This window comes from Campylobacter sp. CNRCH_2014_2849 (genome assembly GCF_025772845.1).
GTDB lineage: Bacteria > Campylobacterota > Campylobacteria > Campylobacterales > Campylobacteraceae > Campylobacter_D > Campylobacter_D lari_D.
Window position 1 is genome coordinate 132,022 of the sequence record NZ_JAKMSW010000004.1, and the last position, 25,762, is coordinate 157,783.

The 25,762-nt window shown below is 28.7% G+C and carries 26 protein-coding genes and 1 tRNA gene; 15 read left to right on the forward strand and 12 right to left on the reverse strand.

Annotated features, from left to right (window positions below; all coding sequences use genetic code 11):
• Positions 1–8: 8 nt before the first annotated feature.
• Both dnaN and dnaA read right to left on the reverse strand, forming a co-directional pair.
• Entirely contained in the window at positions 9–1,076 is a 1,068-nt protein-coding gene (gene dnaN, locus L8X33_RS04145) for a DNA polymerase III subunit beta (protein ID WP_039617031.1), read from the reverse strand.
• Between the two features lie 132 nt (positions 1,077–1,208).
• Positions 1,209–2,537, reverse strand: coding sequence for a chromosomal replication initiator protein DnaA (gene dnaA, locus L8X33_RS04150; RefSeq protein ID WP_133319081.1), 1,329 nt, complete (start codon positions 2,535–2,537; stop codon positions 1,209–1,211).
• Positions 2,538–2,659: 122 nt separating this feature from the next.
• On the opposite strand from dnaA, the gene ruvC reads away from it, so the two are divergent.
• A complete protein-coding gene (gene ruvC, locus L8X33_RS04155) occupies positions 2,660–3,136 on the forward strand; it encodes a crossover junction endodeoxyribonuclease RuvC (RefSeq protein ID WP_039627288.1) in 477 nt (158 codons plus the stop codon).
• Positions 3,137–3,138: 2 nt separating this feature from the next.
• Here the strand turns inward: ruvC and L8X33_RS04160 are convergent, their stop codons facing one another.
• Positions 3,139–3,771, reverse strand: a complete 633-nt coding sequence (locus L8X33_RS04160) for a hypothetical protein (RefSeq protein WP_133319079.1) — start codon at positions 3,769–3,771, stop codon at positions 3,139–3,141.
• Between the two features lie 122 nt (positions 3,772–3,893).
• On the opposite strand from L8X33_RS04160, the gene L8X33_RS04165 reads away from it, so the two are divergent.
• Positions 3,894–4,514 carry a DUF305 domain-containing protein gene (locus tag L8X33_RS04165; RefSeq protein ID WP_133319078.1) on the forward strand — a complete coding sequence of 207 codons (621 nt, stop codon included), beginning with the start codon at positions 3,894–3,896 and terminating at the stop codon, positions 4,512–4,514.
• Positions 4,515–4,539: 25 nt separating this feature from the next.
• Here L8X33_RS04165 and L8X33_RS04170 read toward each other — a convergent pair.
• The 3 genes from L8X33_RS04170 to L8X33_RS04180 all read right to left on the reverse strand — a co-directional run bounded on the left by L8X33_RS04170 (position 4,540) and on the right by L8X33_RS04180 (position 7,008).
• Positions 4,540–4,615 (reverse strand) — tRNA-Val (locus L8X33_RS04170).
• A 48-nt stretch (positions 4,616–4,663) separates the two neighbouring features.
• On the reverse strand, positions 4,664–5,854 hold the full coding sequence (locus L8X33_RS04175) for a replication-associated recombination protein A (protein ID WP_263666502.1): 1,191 nt from the start codon (positions 5,852–5,854) through the stop codon (positions 4,664–4,666).
• Positions 5,854–7,008 carry a YdgA family protein gene (locus L8X33_RS04180; protein ID WP_263666503.1) on the reverse strand — a complete coding sequence of 385 codons (1,155 nt, stop codon included), beginning with the start codon at positions 7,006–7,008 and terminating at the stop codon, positions 5,854–5,856. The genes L8X33_RS04175 and L8X33_RS04180 overlap by 1 nt, the downstream gene beginning before the upstream one ends.
• 138 nt (positions 7,009–7,146) lie before the next feature.
• Between L8X33_RS04180 and glmM the strand changes: the two genes are divergently transcribed.
• Genes glmM through hemJ form a run of 3 tightly spaced genes read left to right on the forward strand, consistent with a single transcriptional unit; the run spans position 7,147 to position 9,375 of the window.
• On the forward strand, positions 7,147–8,484 hold the full coding sequence (gene glmM / locus L8X33_RS04185; protein ID WP_039629248.1) for a phosphoglucosamine mutase: 1,338 nt from the start codon (positions 7,147–7,149) through the stop codon (positions 8,482–8,484).
• Complete coding sequence (gene lspA / locus L8X33_RS04190; protein WP_263666504.1) at positions 8,477–8,932, forward strand: signal peptidase II; 456 nt, start codon at positions 8,477–8,479, stop codon at positions 8,930–8,932. Before glmM ends, lspA begins: the two co-directional genes overlap by 8 nt.
• Positions 8,926–9,375: a protoporphyrinogen oxidase HemJ gene (gene hemJ / locus L8X33_RS04195; protein WP_039629243.1), complete on the forward strand. Its 450-nt coding sequence runs from the start codon at positions 8,926–8,928 to the stop codon at positions 9,373–9,375. The genes lspA and hemJ overlap by 7 nt, the downstream gene beginning before the upstream one ends.
• 21 nt (positions 9,376–9,396) lie before the next feature.
• Here hemJ and L8X33_RS04200 read toward each other — a convergent pair whose 3' ends face one another.
• The gene (locus L8X33_RS04200; protein WP_263670028.1) at positions 9,397–10,734 is read right to left on the reverse strand and encodes a coproporphyrinogen III oxidase family protein; all 1,338 of its coding nucleotides are present in this window, start codon (positions 10,732–10,734) and stop codon (positions 9,397–9,399) included.
• Between the two features lie 75 nt (positions 10,735–10,809).
• On the opposite strand from L8X33_RS04200, the gene L8X33_RS04205 reads away from it, so the two are divergent.
• Positions 10,810–11,001, forward strand: coding sequence for a mini-MOMP protein (locus tag L8X33_RS04205; protein WP_263659238.1), 192 nt, complete (start codon positions 10,810–10,812; stop codon positions 10,999–11,001).
• 18 nt (positions 11,002–11,019) lie between these two features.
• Here L8X33_RS04205 and L8X33_RS04210 read toward each other — a convergent pair whose 3' ends face one another.
• From L8X33_RS04210 to ccoG, 5 genes are all read right to left on the reverse strand, one after another.
• Positions 11,020–12,462, reverse strand: a complete 1,443-nt coding sequence (locus tag L8X33_RS04210; protein WP_263670030.1) for an efflux transporter outer membrane subunit — start codon at positions 12,460–12,462, stop codon at positions 11,020–11,022.
• The gene (locus L8X33_RS04215; protein WP_263660428.1) at positions 12,455–15,577 is read right to left on the reverse strand and encodes an efflux RND transporter permease subunit; all 3,123 of its coding nucleotides are present in this window, start codon (positions 15,575–15,577) and stop codon (positions 12,455–12,457) included. Before L8X33_RS04215 ends, L8X33_RS04210 begins: the two co-directional genes overlap by 8 nt.
• Complete coding sequence (locus L8X33_RS04220) at positions 15,577–16,674, reverse strand: efflux RND transporter periplasmic adaptor subunit (protein WP_133319066.1); 1,098 nt, start codon at positions 16,672–16,674, stop codon at positions 15,577–15,579. Before L8X33_RS04220 ends, L8X33_RS04215 begins: the two co-directional genes overlap by 1 nt.
• A gap of 83 nt (positions 16,675–16,757) precedes the next feature.
• The gene (locus tag L8X33_RS04225) at positions 16,758–17,381 is read right to left on the reverse strand and encodes a TetR/AcrR family transcriptional regulator (RefSeq protein WP_133319065.1); all 624 of its coding nucleotides are present in this window, start codon (positions 17,379–17,381) and stop codon (positions 16,758–16,760) included.
• Position 17,382: 1 nt separating this feature from the next.
• Positions 17,383–18,756, reverse strand: a complete 1,374-nt coding sequence (ccoG, locus tag L8X33_RS04230) for a cytochrome c oxidase accessory protein CcoG (RefSeq protein ID WP_263670031.1) — start codon at positions 18,754–18,756, stop codon at positions 17,383–17,385.
• A 185-nt stretch (positions 18,757–18,941) separates the two neighbouring features.
• Between ccoG and rpsU the strand changes: the two genes are divergently transcribed.
• The 9 genes from rpsU to L8X33_RS04275 form a co-directional block, all read left to right on the forward strand.
• Entirely contained in the window at positions 18,942–19,154 is a 213-nt protein-coding gene (rpsU, locus tag L8X33_RS04235; RefSeq protein ID WP_002780697.1) for a 30S ribosomal protein S21, read from the forward strand.
• Between the two features lie 42 nt (positions 19,155–19,196).
• Positions 19,197–19,802: a LysE family transporter gene (locus L8X33_RS04240; protein WP_263659242.1), complete on the forward strand. Its 606-nt coding sequence runs from the start codon at positions 19,197–19,199 to the stop codon at positions 19,800–19,802.
• Between the two features lie 77 nt (positions 19,803–19,879).
• Positions 19,880–20,500, forward strand: coding sequence for a UPF0323 family lipoprotein (locus L8X33_RS04245; RefSeq protein ID WP_133319062.1), 621 nt, complete (start codon positions 19,880–19,882; stop codon positions 20,498–20,500).
• A gap of 11 nt (positions 20,501–20,511) precedes the next feature.
• Entirely contained in the window at positions 20,512–21,684 is a 1,173-nt protein-coding gene (locus L8X33_RS04250; protein ID WP_258107722.1) for a glutathionylspermidine synthase family protein, read from the forward strand.
• Positions 21,685–21,687: 3 nt separating this feature from the next.
• Positions 21,688–22,620 (forward strand): D-2-hydroxyacid dehydrogenase, encoded by a 933-nt coding sequence (locus tag L8X33_RS04255; protein ID WP_263670032.1) that lies wholly within the window; start codon positions 21,688–21,690, stop codon positions 22,618–22,620.
• Positions 22,610–23,101: a YajQ family cyclic di-GMP-binding protein gene (locus L8X33_RS04260; RefSeq protein ID WP_133319059.1), complete on the forward strand. Its 492-nt coding sequence runs from the start codon at positions 22,610–22,612 to the stop codon at positions 23,099–23,101. Before L8X33_RS04255 ends, L8X33_RS04260 begins: the two co-directional genes overlap by 11 nt.
• The gene (locus L8X33_RS04265; protein WP_263664535.1) at positions 23,098–23,577 is read left to right on the forward strand and encodes a hypothetical protein; all 480 of its coding nucleotides are present in this window, start codon (positions 23,098–23,100) and stop codon (positions 23,575–23,577) included. Before L8X33_RS04260 ends, L8X33_RS04265 begins: the two co-directional genes overlap by 4 nt.
• An 8-nt stretch (positions 23,578–23,585) precedes the next feature.
• On the forward strand, positions 23,586–25,298 hold the full coding sequence (locus L8X33_RS04270; protein WP_220566935.1) for an ATP-binding protein: 1,713 nt from the start codon (positions 23,586–23,588) through the stop codon (positions 25,296–25,298).
• 60 nt (positions 25,299–25,358) lie between these two features.
• Positions 25,359–25,762, forward strand: a 404-nt coding sequence (locus L8X33_RS04275) for a PepSY-like domain-containing protein (protein WP_263666513.1), incomplete at its 3' end; no start/stop codon positions are given.

Consider the following 25,762-nt stretch of genomic DNA (forward strand, 5'->3'; position numbering starts at 1 on the left):
TATTTTCCTTATAAAATAACTGGCATTATCACAGTTTGTAATTCTTCACTTGAAACTAAGAATGCCATATGAGGTTCATTTATGCTAAGTTTAAATGTTTCACTTTCAATAGAATTTAAAAAGTCAGTAATGAATTTATTTTTAATGCAAAGATTAAATTCTTCATCTATGTTTAATTCCATTTCAAGTTCAGTTTTTGCTTCCATATTATCTAAACTAATACCTTCAAATACAAGTTTATCTTTATGGAAATTTAATTTCATTTTTTCAGTAATTACATTGATTTTTTTCAATGCGTCCATAAATTCTTCTGTTTTAAAAATAAATTCTTTTGTAATATTTTTTGGAATTACTCTTTCATAATCAGGGAATTTATCATTAATAAGTTTTGTGAAAAACTCAAAATTGTCATTTTTTGCAATCAATATATTTTCATCATAATAAATTTCAATTTTTTCAAAAAAGATTTTTTGCATTTCTAAAATAGCTTTTTTAGGGATACAAAGATTAAATTCTTTTTCGTTTGTTTTATTTAGTGTAAAAACCGCTAAGCGTTTAGTATCTGTTCCTACAAAGCTAATGTGGGTTGTTTTTATATCAAGTAAAGCACCATTTAAAGAATACTTTGGATTATTTGTATCAACTGCAGGTAGGATTTTTTTCAAAGATCTACTTAAATCACTTGAATCAATATCAAATTTATCTTTTCCTTCAGTGCTTGGGAAATTTGGAAAATCTTCATAATTAAACATAGGAAGTTTATATTTAGTTCCTTTTTGTCTAATAAAAAGGAAATTTTCTATAGTTTCTAAGACCACATCTTCATTATTTAAACTTTTAATGATATCTAAAATACTTTTAGCATTAGCAGTTGCAAAACCTGCACTTTCAACTTTGATTTTTTTGATTTTATAGTTAATACCTATTTCATAATCACTTGCCCTTATGATTAATTTATCTTCAACTACTTCAAAAAGTAAGTGAGAAGCGATGTTGCTTGAGTCTTTTTTATCTACATAAGAGTTAGTTAAAACTATGGCAGATTCTAAAGTGTTTTTATTAATGCTAATTTTCATTTTTACTTCCTTTGTTTTTTAAATTTATTTTATCATAATAATAAGCAATGTGAAAATGTGAAATGCTTTTTAAAAGCCTTTTTTTATAGAAATTTTACTCATAGAATAAAATTTTTTATTTTTCACTTTTATTCACAGGGTGCTTTTTATTTTTGTTAAAATTTTATTTCTTAATTCTTCTACTATGGCTTTTAGGTTTTCATTTTCACTCATTAACTCTTGAATTTTTTTAATATTATGTGAAATGGCAGTGTGATCTTTCATATTAAAAAATCTAGCAAGTTGAGGCATAGACATAGTTGTAAGCTCTCTTGCTAAATATATCACAACCCTTCTTGCCATAACGATATTTTGTGTTTTTTTATTTGATTTTATATCATTTGATTTAAGATTATAGCTTTTTGAAACATCAGCAAGTATGTCTTCAACACTAATATTTTCTTTTGTTTCTTTAATGTGATCTTTCATAAAGCTTTTAACGATTTCTAAAGTGATTTCTTGATTAAAAAGCCTTGCTTGGGCATTTAGATTTGTAATCATACCTTCAATTTCTCGGATGTTATCTCCCATTGAAGTAGCGATGTAGCTTATGACTTCAGGTTTGAGATAAATAGCATTAAATTCGCATTTTTTCTTGATAATTGCGATTTTTGTATCAAGCTGAGGTGGAGTGATATCTGCGATGATCCCATTTGCAAAACGGCTTTTTAAACGTTCTGTTATGCCTTTTAACATATTTGGAGGATTATCACTTGTCATGATGATTTGTCCAAATTTTTCTTTTATTTCATTAAAAGTAAAGAAAAATTCCTCTTGAATTTTATCTGTTTTACCTAAAAACTGCACATCATCGATGAGTAAGACATCACAATTTTTGTATTTTTCATGAAATTTACTCATAGTTTTGTTATTTAAATGCATGGTAAAATCATTGATAAAATTATCACTTGTAGCATAAATAACCTTATATCCATTATCCAAGCACACATTTCCGACAGCTTGAAGCAAGTGAGTTTTTCCAAGTCCTGTAGGGCCATAGATAAAGATAGGGTTGTATAATTTTCCAAGTTTGCTTTTATCGGTAATGGCTTTGCAAGTTGCATAGGCAAATTGATTAGAATCTCCTACAACAAAGCTTTCAAAAGTAAAAGAAGGATTTAAAATAGTACTTTGAAATTTAATCTGTGAAATATCTGTAGAAAAATGTTTTTTCTCTATCTTTTGATCATTTGTAATGATTTTAACTTGAGGGTTAATCCCTGTTTTTACTTCATAAAAATAAGCTAGTTTTTGTGCATATTTTGTTTGTATAAATTTAGCCAAAAAATGATTTGGTGCGATAAATACTAAGATATTATTTTTACTTAATTTTTCACTAAATTGTAAGTGAGAAATGTAAGTATTGTATTCGTTATTGCTAATTTCAGTTTTAAATTCAAGTAAAAAATCTTTTATATTCATTATTTTTCTTATAAATTATGATGTAAAACTTAAAATTCTAGCTTATTTTTTATAAAAAATGGTTAAAATTATTCACATAAAAATTTAAATTTCACATCTATGTGAATAAAAAGGTGAAAAGTTTGAAAGTTTTAGGGATAGATCCTGGTTCTAGGTATTGTGGATATGCTATTGTAGAAAGAATTAATAATAAAAATCAACTCATAGAAGCAGGGCTTATCAAAATCAAACCTAATGATTTGCAGTATCAAATCACAGAATTATGTGAAGGACTTGATTTAATCTTTAAAAATCATCAATTTGATGAGGTAGCTATAGAAGATATATTTTTTGCTTATAATCCAAAAACGGTTTTAAAACTAGCTCAATTTCGTGGAGCTTTGAGTTTAAAAATCTTACAAATTCATGGAGAATTTGCAGAATATACACCTTTACAAGTGAAAAAAACCGTAACAGGTAAAGCAAAAGCTACTAAAGAGCAAGTAGCTTTTATGGTAAAAAGATTACTTGGAATTTCAAAAGACATCAAGCCACTTGATATTACCGATGCTATCGCAGTAGCTTTGACGCATTTAGCAAATTTGAGAGTAAAAAAGTGATTTTACTTTCCATTTCCTATAAAATAAATTTCAACATCATGTAGAAGTTTTTCACATACAGCAGAATCAGTATTTTTTTCTACTACTAGGTTGATATGATTTTTGGTATCTCTAAAACTTCCTGCAGATTTTGAATTTTTTAATTCTAATTTTTGATTATCTTTTAAATATTTAATAGTTATTACAAATTTATGTGCCGCGGTAGCTTCGCCTAGATTTGTTTCTATCAAAACATTCATATTTGATGCTTTTGCTAGGGTTGCTTGAGTTTTGTTAATCACTTCTTTCATTCTTCTATTGAGTTCTAAAATTCTTGAGATGAATTTATTATCTATACTTTCAAATGCTATTTTTAGTTTATTCATAATTTCTTGATTAGTAGGTTTATCAGGTGCTACATAAACCATATAAAGTCCATTTTTAATATCTACTTTAGTGCTTTTAGTATCACGCCCACTACCAAAAACTTTTATATATATAGCATTATCAAGATATACTCTATCTATCATAGGACCATAGATTTCATATTCTCTTTTTCTTACGATTACTTCTCTTGCGGCTACTTGAATTTTTACTGAACAATCATGAATTATAGGTTCCATTTCTTTTTTTATTTCAAGTAGTTCTTTTAGCATATAACATCCTTATTATTTTTTTTAGTATTATAGATTATAACAAAAAAATGTTTTTTTCTTTGTTAATTTTAGTTTATATAATTTTTATAACATTCCAAAGTTATTTTAAAAAAAGGAAAAAAATGAAAATTAAAACTATAGTTTCAAGTTTAGTTTTAGCAAGTACTTTATTTGCTGCAAATTCTCATCATGCTCATCATGGAGCTTCTGGAAGTATTTCATCACAAATCATGATGAGTATGCATGAACCTATGATGAAAAATCCTTTAGTACAAAGCAATGACATAGAAAGAGATTTTTTAGCTAATATGATTCCACATCACCAAGGTGCTATTGACTCATCTAAGCTTTTATTAGAACATACTAAAAGTGAAGAGATGAAAAAAATCGCTCAAAATATCATAAAAGCTCAAGAAAAAGAAATCCAAGAATTTCAAGAAATTCTAGATAAAAATCTTTATACAAAAACTCAAATTGATGAAGAAACTTATAAAAAATTCGTTCAAGAAGAAAAAGAGTTAATGCAAAAAATGATGATTTTAATGAGTTCGGTTAAAGAAAGCAAAAACATCAATAAAGACTTTCTAGAAGCGATGATAGCACATCATCAAGGTGCGGTAGATGCTTCAAAACAAATTTTATTTTACTCTAAAGACAAAACTATCACCGATATAGCGAAAAAAATCATTTTAGATCAAGAAAAAGAAATCCAAGAATTTACGAATTTGTTAAAGTATATGTAGTGAATTGATCGAAAGAAATAAAAAATGGTGGCTCCGATTGGACTTGAACCAACGACCACCACCATGTCAAGGTGGTGCTCTACCAACTGAGCTACGGAACCTTAAAAAAATAAAAATTATATAAAAATATTTTTACATTGTGCTTAAAATCACTTTTTAATTTTTTTCATATCATTTAACCATAAATCTAGCTGTGCTTCAAAACCTATACCTTTGCTATGATAAAATTTCAAATCTTTTTCTAGATATCTTTGCTTAACCCATCCTCCAAAATCATGTGGGTAAAGGTAGTTTTTTCTTTGTGGGTTGTTATTATCAAGATAAGGAAGTATTTTTAATGCAGGGTTGTTTTGCACATAATTTAGCGCTTCATTTATAGCAAGATAGCTTGAGTTTGACTTAGGCGAACTTGCTAAAAATACCACACATTGAGCTAAGATGATCCTAGCTTCAGGATAGCCTATGTTTTTTACTGCTATGAGTGTGCTTGTGGTTAGATTAAGTGCTTGTGGGTTTGCATTTGAGATATCTTCACTTGCAAATATCACTAATCTTCTAGCGATGAAATCTGCACTTTCACCCCCATCAATCAACCTCGCAAGATAATACAAACTCGCATCCACATCACTTCCTCTTAAACTTTTTATCATAGAACTAGCTAGTCTATAGTGTGTGTCTTTACTTGAAGTGCCATCGCTTAAAACATTTGCTCTTAATTTTTTTAAAGTTTCAAGTGTGATATGAGTGCTATCTAAAGTCAAAGCAAACTCACATAAATTTAAAAAGCTTCTTGCATCATTTGCACTAGAAGTGATTAAAAAGTCTTTAGCATCATCATCGATTTTACATTGGAGTTTTTCTTGCACTTTTGTGGCAAGTTTTTCTAAGTCTTTATACTCTAAACCTTTAAATTCAAAAAGCATACTTCTGCTTCTTATGCCTGAAGTTAAAGTAAAGTAAGGGTTTTCAGTGCTTGCGCCTATGAAAAGGCATTTTTGATTTTCCAAAGGGATTAAAAGCATTTCTTGCTGGGTTTTTGAAAGCCTATGTACCTCATCAATAAATATCAAAGGTTTATATAAAGAATTTTCATAATTACTTAGTATTTTTCTAAGCTCTTCAAGTTTAAAATTCCCTCCATCAAACTCATAAAAATCAAGTTTATACTCATACGCTATTGCTCTTGCAAAAGAAGTCTTCCCGCAACCTGCTGGACCAAAAAATACACTATGAGGGAGTTTTGAAACTTGTATGAATTTTTTAAAAATTTCTACTAAATTTTCTTGTCCTAAAACCTCATCTAAAGTTTTAGGACGAAAAGTTAAGCTTAAATTTGTCATTATAGGTTTGGATTAAATTCTTCTCCATTAAGGATAGCTTTGACATCACTTTTGTTACTATCATCATAGCTAAAATCTAGCGTATAACTTCCATTGTTATCTACAAAATACATATCAAAATTATTAAATTCAGGAATGATTTGGCTTGGAAGAAGTTCAGAGTTAATATTTGCTTGAGCTTTTATGTTGTTATCTTTGATTATAGCTTGAGCTTTTGTTTGAAATTTCTTTTCTTCTTTTGAGAATGAAAAATCATTTAAGAAAATTTCTGGATTGCTTTGTAAAAATTGATTTGATAAAACCATTAGTGAAAAAATATTTCCATCTGATTTTAGGTATTGATCATAAGCTTTTTTAGAGATATTAACCAATTTCATATCCATATTAATATTATCTAATGAAAGATTGTTAGAAGGTAGAGAGAATTTATCCATGCTAAATTTCAATGCGCCATCGTATTCATTATTTGCATTTGTAAGAGTTTTTGCATTAGCCTTTAATTTGCTAACTATTGCATCTTTTAAATCAATCAATTCTATGTCGATTTTTTGCTCACCAGTGCGTGCAGGAGTGAAAATATCTTCGAGTTTTAAATTTTCAAAAGGAAGTTCAGCTATTTTAACATTTTTCAATTCCATTTTATTATAATCATCCTCAAATAAAAAATGATTTAGATTTAATTGGATTTCTTTTACAAATTCTTCTTTAAGATCGATATTTATATCAAAATTTTTAACTAATAATGTTTTATTATCTTTAGTAGTGTTAATATCGTTAATTTTAGCATTGATAGCTATTTTATCATTTGCTTTGACATTAACAAATATTTTCATAATTTCTTTGTTTGTAAATAAATCATTCATATCTTCATTTTCATTGATAATAGAAATTTTTGCATTATTACTTACAAAGAAAATATTTGAAAAATCAATATTAATTGTAAAAATATAAAAATCATTGAATGAAATTTTAAAGCTTCCTTTAGAATCTAAAAAGTTTTTAGTAAAATTGACATCTTTAACTTCATAATAATCTGTGCTTTTGCTTATGTGATTAAAAATTTTTTCATTGACAGAGCTAACATAAGAAGTTGAAATGAAAAATAAAACAACAAGTGTTGTTAAAAGGACGATTCCTGCAATAATTTTTTTCATAATTTTCCTTAAAAAATAAATTTTGATTTTTAATTTTGGTAAGTATTTTAAAAAAACTGAGTATTATAAAATTTTTATATTTATACATTACTTAACTTTTTTTTCTATAATTGCATTATTTTAAATAAAGGTAAAAAAATGAAACTTTTTGGAACAGATGGAGTACGCGGTAAAGCGGGGGAGTTTTTGGATTCATTTTTAGCAATGCGTTTGGCTATGGCTGCTGGAATTTATTTTAAAGACAAAGCCCTTACAAACAATATCTTAGTAGGAAAAGATACAAGAAGAAGTGGTTATATGATAGAAAATGCTATCGTTTCAGGACTTACTTCTATAGGTTATAATGTTATAGAAATAGGCCCTATGCCAACACCTGCTATTGCGTTTTTAACTGAAGATATGCGTTGTGATGCAGGGATTATGATATCAGCTTCACACAATCCTTACTATGATAATGGCATTAAATTTTTTGATGCACACGGAAATAAACTTGATGAGCAAGCAGAAGCGAAAATAGAAGAAATTTATTTTAATGATAAACTCATAGAAGAGGCAAGAACAACAAAATCACAAATTGGTCAAGCAAAAAGAATTGATGATGTGATAGGAAGATATATTGTTTCTATAAAAAATTCTTTTCCTAAAGAGCTGACTTTAAAGTCTTTACGCGTTGTGTTAGATGTGGCTCATGGAGCTTCTTATAAGGTAGCACCTACGGTTTTTAAAGAACTTGGTGCAGATGTGATTGTGATCAATGATAAGCCAAATGGTTTAAATATCAATGAAAATTGCGGGGCTTTACATCCTTTAAATTTAGCTTTAGAAGTAAAAAAATTTAGAGCAGATGTGGGTTTTGCTTTTGATGGGGATGCGGATCGTTTGGTTGTTGTAGATGAAAAAGGCGAAGTAGCTCATGGAGATAGTCTTTTGGGTGTTTTAGCTTTATTTTTGAAAAAACAAGGCAAGTTAAAATCAAGTGTAGTTAGCACTATAATGAGCAATGGTGCTTTAAAAGAGTTTTTAACTAAACATAAAATCACACATGAAACTTGCAATGTAGGCGATAAATATGTACTTGAAAAACTCAAAGAATGCGGTGGAAATTTTGGTGGTGAGCAGAGTGGGCATATTATCTTTAGTGACTATGCAAAAACTGGAGATGGTTTGGTAGCTGCTTTACAATTTAGTGCTTTAATGCTAAGTGAAGCAAAAAGTGCAAGTGAAATTTTAAATCAAGTTAAACCTTACCCACAGCTTTTGCATAATCTTAAAATTTCAGAGAAAAAAGACTTAAGTAAGCTTGCAGGCTTAGAAGAGTTGAAAAAAGATTTAGAAAAAAAAGGAATTGCTAGTTTGTTTAGGTATTCAGGTACAGAAAATTTAATACGCTTATTACTTGAAGCAAAAGATATTAAGCTTTTAGAAAAAGAAATGAAAGCTGTTGAAAGCTTTTTTATGAAAGCATTGAATGCTTAAAATTTTATCTTTAAAATTTTGGCTTGTTTTTGCTTTAGTTTTTATACTAGATCAAGTAAGTAAGTATTTGTTTTTGCAAGGGCTTGAGTATAGGGGTGAATTTTTTGATTTAGTTTTAACCTATAATACTGGTGTAGCCTTTTCAATGTTTGCATTTTTAGGAGAGTATTTAAAATACATACAACTTGTTTTTATTTTGGCTTTGTTTGTGTATTTGCTTTATCAAAAAGAATTTTTTAAAACACATTCGATCGCTTTTGCTATTATGCTATCTGCTGGGTGTTCAAATTTACTTGATCGTTTTGTGCATATAGGTGTGGTGGATTTTGTATTTTGGCATAAGTGGTTTGAATTTGCTGTGTTTAATTTAGCTGATGTGATGATAAACATTAGTGTAGCTTTGATTTTAATAAAAGAAATTTTTAATAAAAAAGGAGAAAAATGTTAGATTTTTTAACTGACTGGTATTTGTGGATTAAAATGGTGCATTATTTAGCTTTTGTTTCTTGGATGGCTGGATTGTTTTATTTACCAAGACTTTTTGTCTATCATACAGAGCATAAAGATAATAAAGGCTTTGTAGAAGTGGTAAAAATTCAAGAAAGAAAATTGTATTTTTATATCCAAACTCCTGCGATGATAGTAACTTTAATAAGTGGAAGTTTGATGTTGCATGTAAATAAAGTTTTGATGGTTGGATCAGGATTTATGCATGCTAAATTAACCTGTGCTTTGCTTTTGATTATTTATCATTTGCAAAATTATTATTATTTAAAACAACTTCAAAATGATACTTGCAAAAAGAGTGGGAAATTTTTTAGAGCTTATAATGAAATTCCAACGATATTATTTATAATTATTGCTATTATGATGGTGGTAAGACCATTTTAGTAAAAAGCCTTTAAAGGCTTTTTATCCTTTAAACTCCATACTTTTAAAATCAAGTGGATCAACATTTTCTTGCATGATATTAATGTGTTCTTTATCTTGTAAGCGTTTATTATCTCTAAATACAGCACGCACTAAATCCATACCGGTGTAAAAATCTTTCATTAATACCATAAACAAATAACGCCCAAATTCACTTGTGTATAAAGTGTTATTTTCTTTTTTTATAGCCTTGCTTAGCTTAAGACCTAAAAGTTCTATGAAAAGATCTTTTTCTAGGTTGCATTCTAAGGTTTTATTAAATTTATCGATCTCGATTTTACCGGCAAACATTTCAGTTAAAAAGACATATTTGATGATTTCTTTTCTGCTAAAATTAGCTTTAGCGATATTAGCATTTTGTTTTTCTTTGATGAGTTTAGAATAATCATTTAAATTAAAAGCATTGATTAAAAGCTCTCCATCTAAAAAGCTAAAAGCCCCACTTCCCACGCCTAAATACTCATGATGGCTACTTACATACTCATCATTAAAGCTACTTTTTTCTAAAGAAAATGACCATGCATTATTTCTTTCATAATCTTTGAAAAAATCTATAATGATTTTATAAAACTCAAATTCATTATCTTTAAAACTTACTCCTAGAGTTTTTGCGATATTATCTTTTGTGAGGTTTGATTTCATTAAAGGATAAGTTGTGATTTGTTGAGGTTTTAAATTTTTGGCTATTTCTAAATCATTGAGTAATTGCTCTTTAGTTTGAGAAGGAAAGTTAAAAATCAAATCAAGACTCATAATAGGAAGCACGCCTATAGCTTTAGAAAGCTTTTCTTGAAGCTCTTTGTTTGAGCCAAATTTATGATACCTTGCTACTTTTTTTAAAGTATCATCATCAAAACTTTGTATACCACAACTTAAACGATCTATAAGCCCTTTAAACATTTCTAGCTTTTTAGGTTCGATATGATTAGGATCGCTCTCACAAGAAATTTCTTTAATATTAAATAATTTTTTGCAAAGTTCTAAAGTTTTAGCAAGTTCTTCTTCGTTGATCAAAGTAGTGCCGCCACCCACATACATAGAAGTAAAATCAAATCCTTTGTCTTTGATTTGTTTGATTTCTTCTCTTAAGCTTTCAAAATATCTTTTTGCTAAATCTTCACTATAATAATACTTATGAAAACTACAATATGGACAAAAAGTATGGCAAAATGGTATATGAGCATAGAGCATATAAGATTTTTTTGGATTAACTTTTTTTTCTTGTCCTTCTTTTAAAAGTTTCACATCAAAACCATTCTCTAAAGATTTTTGCATGGCTTTATGTGAGTAAGAAAGAGCTAAGTTTTGTAAAAAATTCATATTTTTCCTAAAAATTTCATTTTGTAGTTATTTAAAAAGACTATAATTGTATCATATTTTTACAAAGGCTTTATAATGAAAAATATTTTTATAGCATTTTTTGTATTTTTATTAGGGCTTATAAGCGTGTCAAATTCTGCACCTTTAGATGAAATTTTTCAAGATGTTAATGTTTCAGGTAATATGCGTTATCGTTTTGAGCATAATAGCCCAAAAGATAGAGGAAATAATAATTTTAATCAAAGAATTCAAATTCAAATGCATTAACAACTAAGCCTTAAAGGCTTAGTTGTTATAAAAGTTTTCTTTTAAGTTTTCTTCCATAGCTTTGATATTTTCTTTTGATTCTTCTTTAGCGTTAAATCCACCACCAAAGGCTTTCATAACATCTACAATGGAATTTGCAAGCTCGTAAGATGAGTTAGTGTAAGAAAGTTTAGCATTTAGGTAATTTCTTTGATCTTGTAAAAAATCAGCTAAATTAATCACGCCATTTTCATATCTTAAGGTAGAAATTTCATAAATTTTACTTTGAGCTAGAAATAAATTTTTATAATTTTGCTCATTTTCATAATAGCTTTGGCGGTTAAATAAAGCAAGTCTTATTTCTCCAAAGGCTGTTTTTAAGGTGTTTTCATATTGTAAAAACGCTTCATCTTTGGTAAGTTTTGCGATATTAACATTATTCATAATCTCACCCCAATGAAAAATCGGCATTGCAAAATTTCCAGCTACATTCCAAGTATTACTTCCATGTTTAACTAAAAGATCTAAATCATTACTTTGAAAACCCAAAAGTCCTGTTAAAGAAAGGTTTGGTAAAAATGCAGTTCTGGCTACTCCAACAAGATAGTTTTTTTCTTCTAAAATTTTTAAACTAGCTTGTATATCAGGTCTTTGAAGTAAAATTTCACTACCAATACCTTCAGGTATGCTAAGCTCGTATTGTCCTATTTTTTTATACTCTATGCTATTATAAAGTATATCATCAATATCATTTGAAGTTAAGATTTTTAAAGCTTTGGTATTAGCTTCTTTTTGAATTTTAGCATTTGTGAGTAAAACTCTTGAATTTTCAAGTTCAGCTTTAAATTTGTTAAGCTCATACTCACTAATTACTCCAAGTTTAAAATGCTCTAATTTTAACTCATAAGTTTTTTGATAACTTTGGGTTGTTTCTTCTAAAATTTTTACTTGCTCACTTAAGCTTGCTAGATTAAAATAAGTTTTTACTACATTAGAAATTAAGCTTAATCTTGCACTTTCATAGTCAAACTCACTAGCTTGTAATTTTGCTTTTGAAGCATTATAAGTATCTCTGTATTTACCCCATAAATCTACTTCATAACTTAAATTTAAACCCATATTAAAATCATTGCCATAGACAAATTCATTACTTTTGTTGCTTGGAGCATTGATACTAGTTTTTGCTCTTGCTCCGCTAGCACTTCCATCTAGTTTAGGAAGTAGATCGCTTCTTGCTATACCTAAAGCTTCATAAGCTTTTTGTAAATTCATATATGCAATTTGCAAGTCGTTATTGTTTTTTAAAGCTTGATCGACTAAGGTGTTTAAATAATTATCATCAAAAGCTTTCCACCATTGTTTGTTAATGCTAATGTTTTGATCTAAGCTTTTAGTGTAATTTACATCTTTAATTTCTAAATTTGGTTTTAAACTGCAAGCTGTTATTAAAAAACAACTTGCAAAAATTATTAACTTACGCATTGATTTTACCTCTTTTTTTATCAAGCCATTTATTAAAACTTTCTAGTAAATAGAAAAATAAAGGTACAAAGAAAATGGCTATAGTAGAAGCTGCTATCATACCACCTATAATACCTGTACCTATCGCATGGCGGCTTGCGCTTCCTGCTCCATATGCAAAGAAAAGCGGTAAAATACCACAAATAAATGCCAATGAAGTCATTACAATAGGTCTAAATCTCAATTTTGCTGCACTAATAGAAGCTTCAAAAATACTCTTTCCTTTTTTAAGATGCTCTTCCATAGCAAATTCAACAATCAAAATGGCATTTTTAGCAGAAAGGCCTATTAAAAGTAAAAGTCCTGTTTGAAAATATATATCATTTTCTAATCCTCTAAGCCATACAAAAAGCAAAGAACCAAATACTGCAAAAGGCACAGCCGTAATTACTGCTAAAGGCATGAGCCATCTTTCATATTGTGCTGCTAGAATTAAAAATACAAATAATAGTCCTAGCATAAATGCTATTTGTCCAGCACCGCTACTTGTAACTTCTTGATAAGCTGAACCTGACCAAGCAATAGAATAATCCTCTCCTAAAGTTTCTTTTGCCACTTGTGCAATTGCATCAATGGCTTGTCCTGAAGTATAGCCAGGAGCAGGATCACCTTGCACTAAAGCCGATGGAAACATATTAAAGCGTTTTACATCATCAGGACCAACACTTCTTTGTAATGTTAAAACGCTATCTAGAGCTATCATAGAACCATCTTTTGATCTAACAAAGATGTTTTTTAAAGCATTTTGAGTATTTCTAAAATCTCCAATTGCGCTTATATTTACACGATAATTTTTTCCAAGCATAGAAAAATCATTTACATAATAAGTTCCTATGGTGGCATTTAGAGTGCTAAATACATCAGCTAAATTTAAACCATAAAGTTTTACTTTATCGCGATCAATTTCTAGTTTTAATTGCGGAAAATTAGTATCAAGCGTTGTTCTTACATTGTGAAGTTCGGGACGCTTGTTTGCTGCTTCAACTAATTTATTTACATCAATTTGAATTTGATCATAACTTTTTCCGCTACGATTTTGTGCATACATCTCAAAACCACCAGTTAAGCTTAAACCTTGGATTGGTGGTGGATTAACAAAGAAAGTTTGAAAATTTGGATTTAAGAAGTATTGTTTGTTATAAGATCCAACTAAATCAAAACTACTAATATCTCTATCATCCCAATTTTTCAAATTAACAAACATTGCTCCAGAATTTTCTTTTAAAGAACCTGTAAAAAGATCATAGCCTATAAGTCCTACCACATTAGTTACATTCTCATTTTTGCGGATTTCTTCTGCCATAGCATCCATTGATTGAGTAGTTCTATTAAGCGAAGATGCTGCGGGTAGATTGACAATAGTTAAAAAGTTTCCTTGATCTTCATTTGGAACAAGTGAATTTGGAACAAGTTTGAAAAGTCCATATAAACCACCCAAAAAGATTACAAAAATTAACATAAAACGCACTGTTCTTTTAAGTATATAAGCCACACCAGCGCCAAAAACTTCGGTAGACCAATCAAAAATATCATTAAATTTTTTCACAAAGTAAAAAGGTTCACCTTCATTTCTTCTTAAAAAAATTGCACATAAAGAAGGAGTTAGTGTTAAAGCTACAAAGCCTGATATAGTAACAGATATTGCTAAGGTTATGGCAAATTGTTTTTGGATTTCTCCTACAAAACCTGATATAAATGAAACGGGTATGAAAACCGCACAAAGTACAAGAACTATAGAAACAACAGGTGCAGCAACTTCATCCATAGCTTTAATAGCTGCTTCTTTTATGCTTATATTTGGATCTTCATGCATAATTCTATCGATATTTTCAACTACTATAATTGCATCATCAACAACAATACCAATAGCCAATACTAAGGCAAAAAGCGTAAGTAGATTGATACTAAAACCTAAGACATATAATCCTGCAAAAGTTCCCAAAATAGAAACAGGAACAGCAATCATTGGTATAATAGTTGAGCGGAAATTTTTTAAGAACAAATACATTACAATTACAACTAAAATTAATGCTTCAAAGAAAGTTTTTACCACTTCTTTAATGGAAGCTTTAATAAATATAGTTGTATCATAAGGCACTTTATAAGTTAATCCTTCAGGGAAATTTTTAGAAAGTTCTTCAAATTTTTTCTGCACTAATTCTGCTGTATTTACAGCATTTGCTCCGGTTTGTAAGAAAATCAAAATAGGAGTAGCGTCATTTCCGTTTAATCTACCTTTAAAAGTATATTCTCTTGATCCTAAAGAAACTTCGGCTACATCTTTAAGTCTTAAAAAAGAGCCATCACTATTTGCTCTTATGATAATATCTTCAAATTCTTTAGTATTTTTTAATCTTCCTTGCATAGTTACTGAATACACATAAGGAGATCTTTCCACCACAGGTTCTTGACCTATCTTACCAGTAGCATATTGAGCATTTTGCTCGCTAACTGCAGCAATAACATCAGTTGCAGTAACTTGATATTTGTTTAACAAATCAGGATTAAGCCAAATTCTCATAGAATAATTTCTTGCACCAATAGCTACGGCATTACCCACACCAGGAACCCTAGCAAGATCATCTAAAATATTTAATGCAGCATAATTATACACTTCGAGTGAATCCATAGAGCCATCAGGAGAATATAAAGTAGCAACTTCTAATATACTTGAACCGGTTTTTCTTACACTAACGCCAGTTTTTTTAACATCTTCAGGTAGTTTTGCCATAGCAGCTGAAATTCTATTATTAACATCAACTGTTGCTTGGTCAGGATCTGTACCTATATTAAAATATACACTTAAGCTCATATCTCCTGAAGAGCTTGAAGTTGAATCCATATAAATCATATTTTCAACCCCATTGATTGCATCTTCAAGAGGAATAGCCACCGTTTGAGCCACCGTTTGAGCATCAGCTCCTGAGTAAGTTGCACTTACCTTAACAACGGGTGGAGTTAAGGAAGGATATTGCTCCACGGGTAAAGAATAAAGTCCTATAATACCTGCTAAAGAAATGATAATAGCTACAACAGAAGCAAATACAGGTCTTTCTATAAAGAATTTAGAAAACATTATTTATTCTCCATTACGCTAACACTTGCACCAGGACGGATTTTTTTGAAGTTATTTAAAATCACTTTATCCCCATTTTTTAAGCCCTTATCAATAATTGCTTTATCAGAAGTTTGATAAATAACATTAACAATAGTTTTAACTACTTTTCCATCTACAAGGGTATAAACATAAGTAGCACTATCATCTTGCAAAAGCGCAACTTGAGGAATTTCAAAACCATCTTTTTGAACAAAACCACCAACATGAACATTTGCAAAAGAGCCAGGCATTAAGTTTGAATTGTTGTTATCAAAAATAGCCTTTGCTTTTACTCCACCACTATGAGTATCTATAACGCTATCTACGAAATATAATTTTCCATTGAAAAGTTCTCCACCAACATTAGCTTGTACTTGGATATTTTCTAATTTCCAATTGCCGCTTTGAATATTTTTATTCATATTGATTTTATCTACATCAGAAATATAAAAATCTGCAAAAATTGGGTTAATGTTTGTAATGCGTACAAGTTCAGTAGATGAAGCATTTACATAATCACCCACATCCATTAATGCATCACCTAAAATTCCATCAAAAGGAGCACTTACTATGGTGTATTTTAAGTCTAATCTTGCATTAGCAAGTTTTGCTCTAGCGCTTTCTAGATTAGCTTTTGTGGAGTTAAATTTAGCTAAACTTGCATCAAATTCTTTTTGCGAAATAGCATTTTTTTCTATTAAAATACTATCTCTTTTAAAATTTTTTTCAGCATCATCAAAATTAGCTCTTGCTACCAAAGCTTCTCCATAAGCCATATTTACACTTGCTTGGTATTTGTCAGGTTCTATAAGAAAAAGCTTATCGCCTTTTTTTACAGCTTGACCACTTTTGAAGTATTTTGCTTTGATTTCACCGCTTACTTTAGGTTTGACTACTACATCTAATTCAGTACTTAATCTCGCAGGATAAGTAAATTCTAAAGGTAAATTAGCACTTTGCATAGTCATAATACTAACAGGTTGAGGAGGGAGTTGTTTAACTTGTGCATTCTTATCATCTGAACATGCTATAAAGATAAGAGAAGCGCAAGCTAGAGTTAAAAGTTTTGTTTTCATTTGTTTCCTTAAGTTATTTATTTAGCTAAATAAAAAGTAATTTATATTACAAAATTAATAAATACTATTTTATCAATCTTTAGTTAATTAAAATTAACAAGACCTTGAGTAAAAAGCTTTACGATTTTTTTTGCGTGGCTTTGTTGTTCTTTTTTATTCATTGAAACTTTATTTTCAAAAGTGCTTTGTATAAAAAATGTCCCTCTAAGCATAGCGCAAAAAGTATAACTTAAAAATTCAGCATTTTGAGCTAAAATTTCATTTTCTTCTTCAAATCTTTTTCGAAGAACATATTCTACTTCTTTTCTATTGCTTCCTTTAAACCATTTTCCAAAATCAAATTTTTCATTATAAATTTCAGAATATAAAAGTCTTACTATAGCTATAGTTTTAGTATCGTTAAAAATCCCTAAATAAGCTTTTGCAAATTGATATAAGAATTCTTCTAAATTAGCATCAGGTGAAAGTCGCATATTTTTTTTCAAAATAGCTAAAAAATGATTTTCTGCAAAATCATTTAAAACCGCTTCAAATAAACCTTCTTTACTTTTAAAATGCTCATATACGCAAGAAAAAGATCCACCAGCTTGTTTGATAATATCTTTAAGATTAGTTGCTTCGTAGCCATTTTTTAAAAATGACTCCGCAGCGATTTGTTTGATTTTTTCAAGCCTTGCTTGAGATTTTGAAGAAATTCTTTTTTTCATTTTAGTATTTTTTATGCTCTATGATAGAATTTTTAGGATATACAAAATTACTCTCGCGTAATATGACAATATTTTTATCATCAAGTGCATAGGCTTTGATGGTTAATGGTATTACAGTGTCTTTTCTATCATTATCGGCTAGTTTTTTAGTAGCTTTTAAAACAACTATATGTTTATCTTTTTCGCCAGCTTTTAGTTTAAAAGATTTTTTAGGTCTAATGATTTCTAAGCCATCTTCAATGCCTTGTAATTTCACATCAAAATAATACTCATGAGTTTTATTATCGGTGTTTTGAAATAAAAATACATAAGCATTACTAATAATTAATTCTCCATCATGGGTTTTTCTGATTTGATAAAGCTCGCTAGAGCGGTTGATATTTAAAAGCATATTTTCTTTTTTACTTCCCATTAAAACTAAAGCCACAAAAACACCACACAAAACAACTAAATATCCAATAGTTCTAAATCTAAAATATTTTACTTTTTCCCTTGTTTCAATAGCTTTTGCACTAGTCCAATTAATTAAGCTAGGACGATTAAATTTGGCTTGAACTTTTGAACAAGCATCGGCACATTCAAGACAATTAATACACTCAAGTTGCATTCCTTGGCGTATATCTATATGTGTAGGACAAATTTTTACACAGGCTTCACATCCTATACATTCACCTTGTGGTGGCTTTTGATAAAGTTTGGTATGTCCATCATAAATCACACCTCCTCTTTTATCATCATATATTACTTGAACGGTGTTATTATCAAACATTACAGATTGAATTCTTGCATAAGGACATACATAAACACAAAATTTTTCACTCAAATATACTATATCAAAAGTAAAAGCCAAAGAAGCACAAAATAAAATCCCTAAAAGCAATAAATGATCAGCAGGATTTTGAATGTATGTAAAAAAATCTTCAGGTGGTACAAAATACCATAAAAATGCACTCATCATTAACAATGAAAAAAGATAAAAAATCACAATACTTAAAGCTTTTTTGACGAAAAATCCACTGACTTGCTTTTGTTTATTTGCTGTGCTTTTATGAATTTTAAAGATTTTTGTTTGTAAAAGATCTCTATAAATAACTCTAGCAATAGTTTGAGGACAGCTCCAAGCACACCAAATTCTTCCTGCTAAAGTAGTAACAAAAAGTATAGTTAAAAACATACCCATGATAACAAAAGGCATTAAATACAGCTCTTGAGTATCAAAAGCGATAAAAAATAAATTAAGTTTTTTATGATCAAAGCTTAATAAAAAGAAATGATTTCCATTTATTTTTATAAAAGGTAGTGCTATAAAAATAATCATAGAAATGATATAAGCTATATATCTTTTTTTAGTATAGTTTGTGATGTGAGCATTCATTTTATTTTCCTTAGAAATATTTCTTTATATTGTAGTATTAGAAAAATTAAATCAAACTTTGTCTTAATTAATAATTTATATTTAATTTTTATTTATATAATTATTACAAAAATAAGTTTTCTTTTCAAGAAAATTATGATATAATCTTTATTTTAAAATTTATTTAAAGAAAGGTGGTGAGGGTCGTGCCAGGAATCAAGGTACATCCTAATGAGTCTTTTGACGAAGCGTATAGAAAATTCAAAAAGCAAGTAGATAGAAATCTAGTTGTTACTGAAGTTCGCGCTAGAAGATTTTTTGAGCCTATGACTGAAATTCGCAAAAAACAAAAAATTTCAGCACGCAAAAAAATGCTTAAAAGACTTTATATGCTTAGACGCTACGAGTCAAGACTCTAATACCAAAAAGCCGAGAAATCGGCTTTCTTCGTTAAAATATTTATGTTTTTTTGGATTATAATTATTCATTTTTTCGGACTTATTTTACCAGGACCTGATTTTTTCTTAGTAAGTTCATATGCATTAAGAGAAGGGGTTAAAAGTGCTTTAAAGGCAAGCTTGGGAGTAAGTTTAGCTGTTAGTATATGGATTATACTTTCTATACTCGGATTAAATGTCGTTTTTCATAAATTCCCATTTTTACAAATTATACTATCAAGTTTTGGAGCATTTTATCTTTTGTATTTATCTTTTAAGATTTACAAGAATACAAAAAATGACAAAATTAAAGTTCAAAAAACTTATATATCTGCATTTTTAAGTGGAATGATTACAAATTTATCTAATCCTAAAGCAATTTTTTATTTCGCTAGTGTTTTTGCAAGTTTTGATTTTACACAAATGCGATGGATGCTGATAGTCTTGATATTTGTTTTGATTTTAGAAACTATAATTTATTTTTCTTTGATTTCTTTATTATTTTCTAAACCATTTATGGTAAGAATTTATCAAAAGAATTTAAAACTTATTGATTATCTAAGTGCTTTTATATTTTTTGCTTTTGCTGTGTTTATTTTAAGTAGTAATTTAATGACTATGATAAACTAAAACAATTAATTTTTATTAATACTTTTTTTGTTAAAATCTTATTAAGTTAAATTTATAAATTTTTTATAGGAAAGATTATGAAACATATTAAAACTATACTCAAACTTAGTATGATAAGTGGTATTGCTGCAATTAGTGCAGGTGCTTTAAGTGCATGTAGTAATAATACAAATGATTCTAGCAATAACGCTTTAAGTCAAGCGGCAAATACTCAAGGGGCCTTTGTTATTATTGAAGAAACCGCTCCAAATCAATACAAAATCAAAGATCAATTTCCAAGTGATGAAACTAGGGTAGTCTTAAAACAACTTGATGGAACTGAAAGGGTTTTAAGCAAAGAAGAAATGGATAAATTAATCCAAGAAGAAGCCGCTAAAATAGACAATGGTACTTCAAATTTAACAAATCCAAACAATGCCCAAATGAGTAGCGGGGGGCTTTCTTTAGGCGAGACATTGCTTGCGAGTGCAGCTGGAGCTATTTTGGGAAGTTGGATAGGTTCAAAGCTTTTTAACAATCAAAATTTTGCAAATCAACAAAGAGGAGCATTTTCAAATCAAAGTGCTTATCAAAGAAGTGTAAATAGCTTTAATAAAGCAAGTACAAGTGCTACTTCAGGATCAAATGCAAAAAAATCAGGCTTTTTTGGTGGTGGCTCTAAAGCTACTTCAAGTTCTACAAATTCTTTTGGCTCTTAAAAGGTGAAAAAATGAATTTTTTAAAAGTAAATCCTTTAGAAAAATCTTATTTAGAGCAAATAGGTTTTTCATGGCATACGGATAATGATGGAAGTGATTATTTAGATTCTAATTTAGTTTGTGTAAGGGAAGATGAAGCAAATGCATACTACGAAGCAGTTAATGAGCTTTATGATATGTTTGTAGCTGCTGCACAAGAAGTGATTGATAATGATCGTTTTGACGAGCTTGGAATTCCTTTTAATTTGGTTGATGCGATTAAGATGAGTTGGGAAAATGATGTACATTGGCATTTATATGGTAGGTTTGACTTAGCAGGTGGGCTTGATGGTAAGCCTATAAAACTAATAGAATTTAATGCTGATACTCCAACATCTTTATTTGAAAGTGCTATTTTGCAATGGGCTATTTTAAAGCAAAACAACCTAGATGAAAGCTCGCAATTTAATAATATATATGAAGCTTTAAGAGATAATTTTAAAAGACTTATAACCTTAGAAGAAGATGTAAGTGAATTTGAAAAATATTATGAAGGTTGGAAAATATTGTTTTCTTCAATTGCAGGTAGTGATGAGGATATGATTACAACAAAACTTTTAGCACACATTGCTAGTGAAGCTGGTTTTGAGAGTGAATTTTCTTATATTGATGAGGTAGAATTTTCACCCGAAGGAATTTTTAAAAATGATGTAAATTTTGAGTATTTTTTCAAACTCATTCCTTGGGAAAGTATAGCTATAGAAGAGGGTGAACTTGCTATGCTCTTAACTCAAATTATGCAAAATCAAAAAGCAATTATTTTAAATCCTGCTTATACTTTACTTTTTCAAAGCAAGGGCATAATGAAAATTTTATGGGAGCTTTATCCAAATCATCCTTTATTACTTGAAACAAGCGATGAGCCTTTAGTGGGTAAAAAATGTGTTAAAAAGCCTGTTTTTGGTAGAGAAGGAGCAAATGTTTCTATTATAGAAGCTAATGGAGATATAAGTTTTGAAACAAGTGGAGATTATCAAAACAATCGTTTTGTGTATCAAGAATTTGCTGAGTTTAATCAAAATGAAAATGATTATTATCAAGCAGGAGTTTTCTTTGCTTATGAGGGTTGTGGTTTAGGTTTTAGAAAAGGTGGTTTGGTGCTTGATAATTATTCTAAATTTGTAGGGCACATTGTTAAAGGATAAAAAATGAAAATAGTATGTTTAGATGCTGCTACTTTAGGTGGAGCTGATTTAACAGCTTTTGAAAGTATTGGGGAATTTATAAGTTATGAACTTACATCTAAAGATGAGGTTATCTCAAGAATATCTGATGCACAAGTTGTGATGATAAATAAAGTCATCATTGATCAAGAAGTTATAGATAACACCAATTTAAAGCTCATTTTGCAGCTTGGCACAGGGGTAAATAATATAGATGTAGCTTATGCAAATTCTAAAGGTATAATAGTAAAAAATGCAGCTGGGTATTCTACCAAAAGTGTTTTAAGTCATACATTTGCTTTACTTTTTGCTTTTTTAAATCAAATCCCATATTATGATGGATGGACCAAACAAGGGCTTTGGGTAAAAAGCCCAATATTCACTGATTTTAGTAGAACTTTACATACTCTAACAGGAAAAAAACATGGTATTATAGGGCTTGGAGTTATAGGTAAAGAGGTAGCTAAGGCTTCGCAAATATTTGGAGCAAATGTTTGTTATTATTCTACCTCAGGGGTTAATAATGATGATACATATGAGAAAGTAAGCCTTGAAGAGCTTTTAAAAACTTCTGATGTGATAAGTATCCATGCACCTTTAAATGAAAAAACAAAAAATTTATTAAGCAAGAAAGAATTAATGCTTTTAAAAGATGAGGCCATTTTAATTAATGTAGGTCGTGGTGGGATTATTAATGAAGTAGATTTAGCTCAAATTATGGATGAAAAAAATATTAGAGTAGGGCTTGATGTACTTGAAATAGAACCTATGGTTGAAAATCATCCTTTGCTTAATATAAAAAATAAAGAAAATTTAATTATCACTCCACATGTTGCATGGGCTAGTGAAGAATCCATACAAAATTTAGTCCAAATCGTATTTAATAGTCTTAAGGAGTTTATAGAAAATGGCAAATGAACATAGTTTTGACATTAGTGGGGAAATTGACAAACAAGAGCTAAAAAATGCTTTAGAGCAAGCTAAAAAAGAGCTTGATAGCAGATATGATTTAAAAGGCATTAAAAGTGAAATAGAGCTAAATGAAAAAGAAAGTATTTATAAGCTTACTTGTTCAAGTGAAGCAAAAATTGAAGTGCTAAAAGATATTGTTATTTCAAAACTTATCAAAAGAGGGATTAACCCTAATGGTATTAAAGAGTTAAACAGGGAGAGTGGAGCAAATTTTAGATTGAATTTAAAAGTTAATGATGCTATTGATGCTGATAGTGCTAAGAAGATTAATAAAGCTATAAAAGATAGTAAGCTAAAGGTAACTTCAAGTATTAGAGGCAATGAAATTCGCGTAGTTGGTAAGCAAATTGATGATTTACAAAGCGTGATGAAAATAGTAAAAGAGCTCAATTTAGAACTTAATCTTAGTTTTAAAAACCTTAAATGATAAAGTTACTTCAAATAGTTTTTTTGTGTTTTGTGTGTGTTTTTTTAAGCTCTTGTGCTTTAAAAAGTAAAACACAATCACAAAGTGCTTATATTGTTTTAAAAACCCCTCAATTTAGATTTGCTGATTATGGCTTTTTATATGAGGGAAAAAATTTTACAAGTTTAGAACTTTATAGTGCCTCTAAGGCTTTACTTGAGTTAAAAATCATGGATAAAATTTGCATTAATGGTGTATGTTATGCAAAAACTTTTTTTAATAAAAGATTTTTTAATAATGAATATTATGATGATTTTTTGCAAGATTTAATTTACAAAAAACCTATTTTTTATGGGAAAAATAAGCAAATCACTTCTTGTGGTTTTACTCAAAATATTATAAGCAAAAATTATGATATTTTTTATGAGGTTTGTGATAAAAATATGAGTTTTAGTGACAAAAAATCTAAAATTAAATTTAGCATAAAATCAATATAAAGGAAAATATGAAAGATTTAAAACTTTTTCTTAATGATACTTTTAAAAGCAATATTTATAAAAACTTACAATGCAGTGAAGATGAAATTTTAATTTTAAAGCATTTGTGTAAAAATTATTTACAAGCAAATGTAAGCATTAATGCCTATAATCTTCTTAGTGAAGTTTTTAAAAATGATGAATATGAGTATTTAGATCATTTAAAAGATCTTAAAAATCTTATAGAAAAAGGTTTTATTATTCAAATTTTTTCTGATTTTAAATCGAGTAAAAACTCAAGTTTATTTTTAAATTTGTTACAATGCGAGTTAAGTTTAAGTGAGGTTTTTTTACAAATTTTAGAAAATAAAACTATACAAGATTTTATGCAAGATCAAATTTATGAAGATCATATTGCATATTTAAAAGATGAATTTTTTAAAATCGAGCTATATCAAAGATTGCGTTTTTTTGCTAAAAGCTCTCAAAGTAAGAATATTAAAAAAGATATAGCTATATTTGAAGCATATATTAAAGAGCGTTTAAAAAAGAGTAAAATTTCTAATGTTTTGGCAGATATTTTTAAAGAGTATGCTTTAAACGATAAAGAATGTTTGATATTTATTAGTTTATTAAAAGAAGAGTATTTGCTAAATACTGAAAATTCTTATAGTAGAGATTTTAATTTTTTACTTCATTTAATTAGCGAAGATGATGTTCAAAAACAAGAAAACAAAGTCTTACTAGAAGAAGATTCTAAGCTACTTAGTTCAAATCTTTTAGAATATGATGAATTTGTTAATTCTTTGGGTGATATAACTAAGATTTTTTATTTAAGTGATGATATTTTACAAAGAATTATTAATTTTAAAGAACCAAAGAAGAATAAAAAAATTAAACTTCAAAATTTAGTTAAAGAACAAGATATTTTTGAGCTAATTGAGCCAAATATTAATATAGATGATGTTATTATGCCCCAAAGCACTAAAGATCTATTGGAAAGTATATTAAAACAACAAGATAAAAAGGTTTTGGAAAGATTAAATAAATGGGGTATAAAAACAAATAAAAACATAGAAGCTAAGATAATTTTCTATGGTCCTGCTGGCACGGGTAAGACTATGAGTGCGCTAAGTATGGCAAAAGCTATGAAAAAATCTATTTTGAGTTTTGATTGTTCTAAAATTTTAAGCAAATATGTGGGCGAGAGCGAGCAAAATGTAAGAAAAATTTTTGATACTTATAAAGAGCTTTGTCAAACAAGCAAACAAAGTCCTATTTTGCTTTTAAATGAAGCTGATCAATTTTTAAGTACTAGGGTAGAAAGTAGTGGCGGTGCTGATAAAATGCACAATCAAATGCAAAATATTTTTCTAGAACAAATTGAGCGTTTTAGCGGAGTTATCATAGCTACGACTAATTTTTTAGAAAGTTTAGATGTGGCTTTTTCAAGAAGATTTGAGTATAAAATAGAATTTAAAAAGCCAAATTACGAACAACGCTTGATGATATGGCAAAAAGCTTTACCTAAAAATGCTAAATTTGATGATAATTTTGATTTAAAAAACCTTGCTTTGTATGAGCTAAGTGGAGCTCAAATTGCTATGGTAGTTAAAAATACAGCTTTGAAAGCAGCTATTTCTAAGGATGGTGTTTTTAAAATGAGTGATTTTTTACATACAATAGAAAAAGAAATAGAATCTTCATTTGATAAAAATAAAATAGTTGGTTTTAAAAATTAAATTCACATAAATTTCACAAGCAGTTAATATCATTTTTTACTTTTATTTAAAGGAGAAAAAATGAAAATAAAATTAATGTTAGCTAGTTTAGTTTGTGCAAGTTCTATGTTTGCAGATATGGTTGTAAGTCCAAATGCTCTACCTCAAAAAGCTCAAGAGTTTTTAAACACTCATTTTAAAGGTGTAAATGTAGGTTATGTAAAACAAGATGTAGATTCTTATGAAGTAAATTTAGTCGATGGGACTGAAATTGACTTTATCATCAATGGAGACTGGAAAGAAGTTGATGGTAAATACAAAAGCATTCCAACAGGATTTATCCCAAAAGAAATTATTGCAAAAGTACAAGCAGTACAACCAAATGCAGCTATTGTAGAAGTAGATAAAAAAATAAATGGCTATAAATTTAGAACAAACAATATGATGGAAATTTATACAGATTTTAAAGGTAATATTTTAGGCCA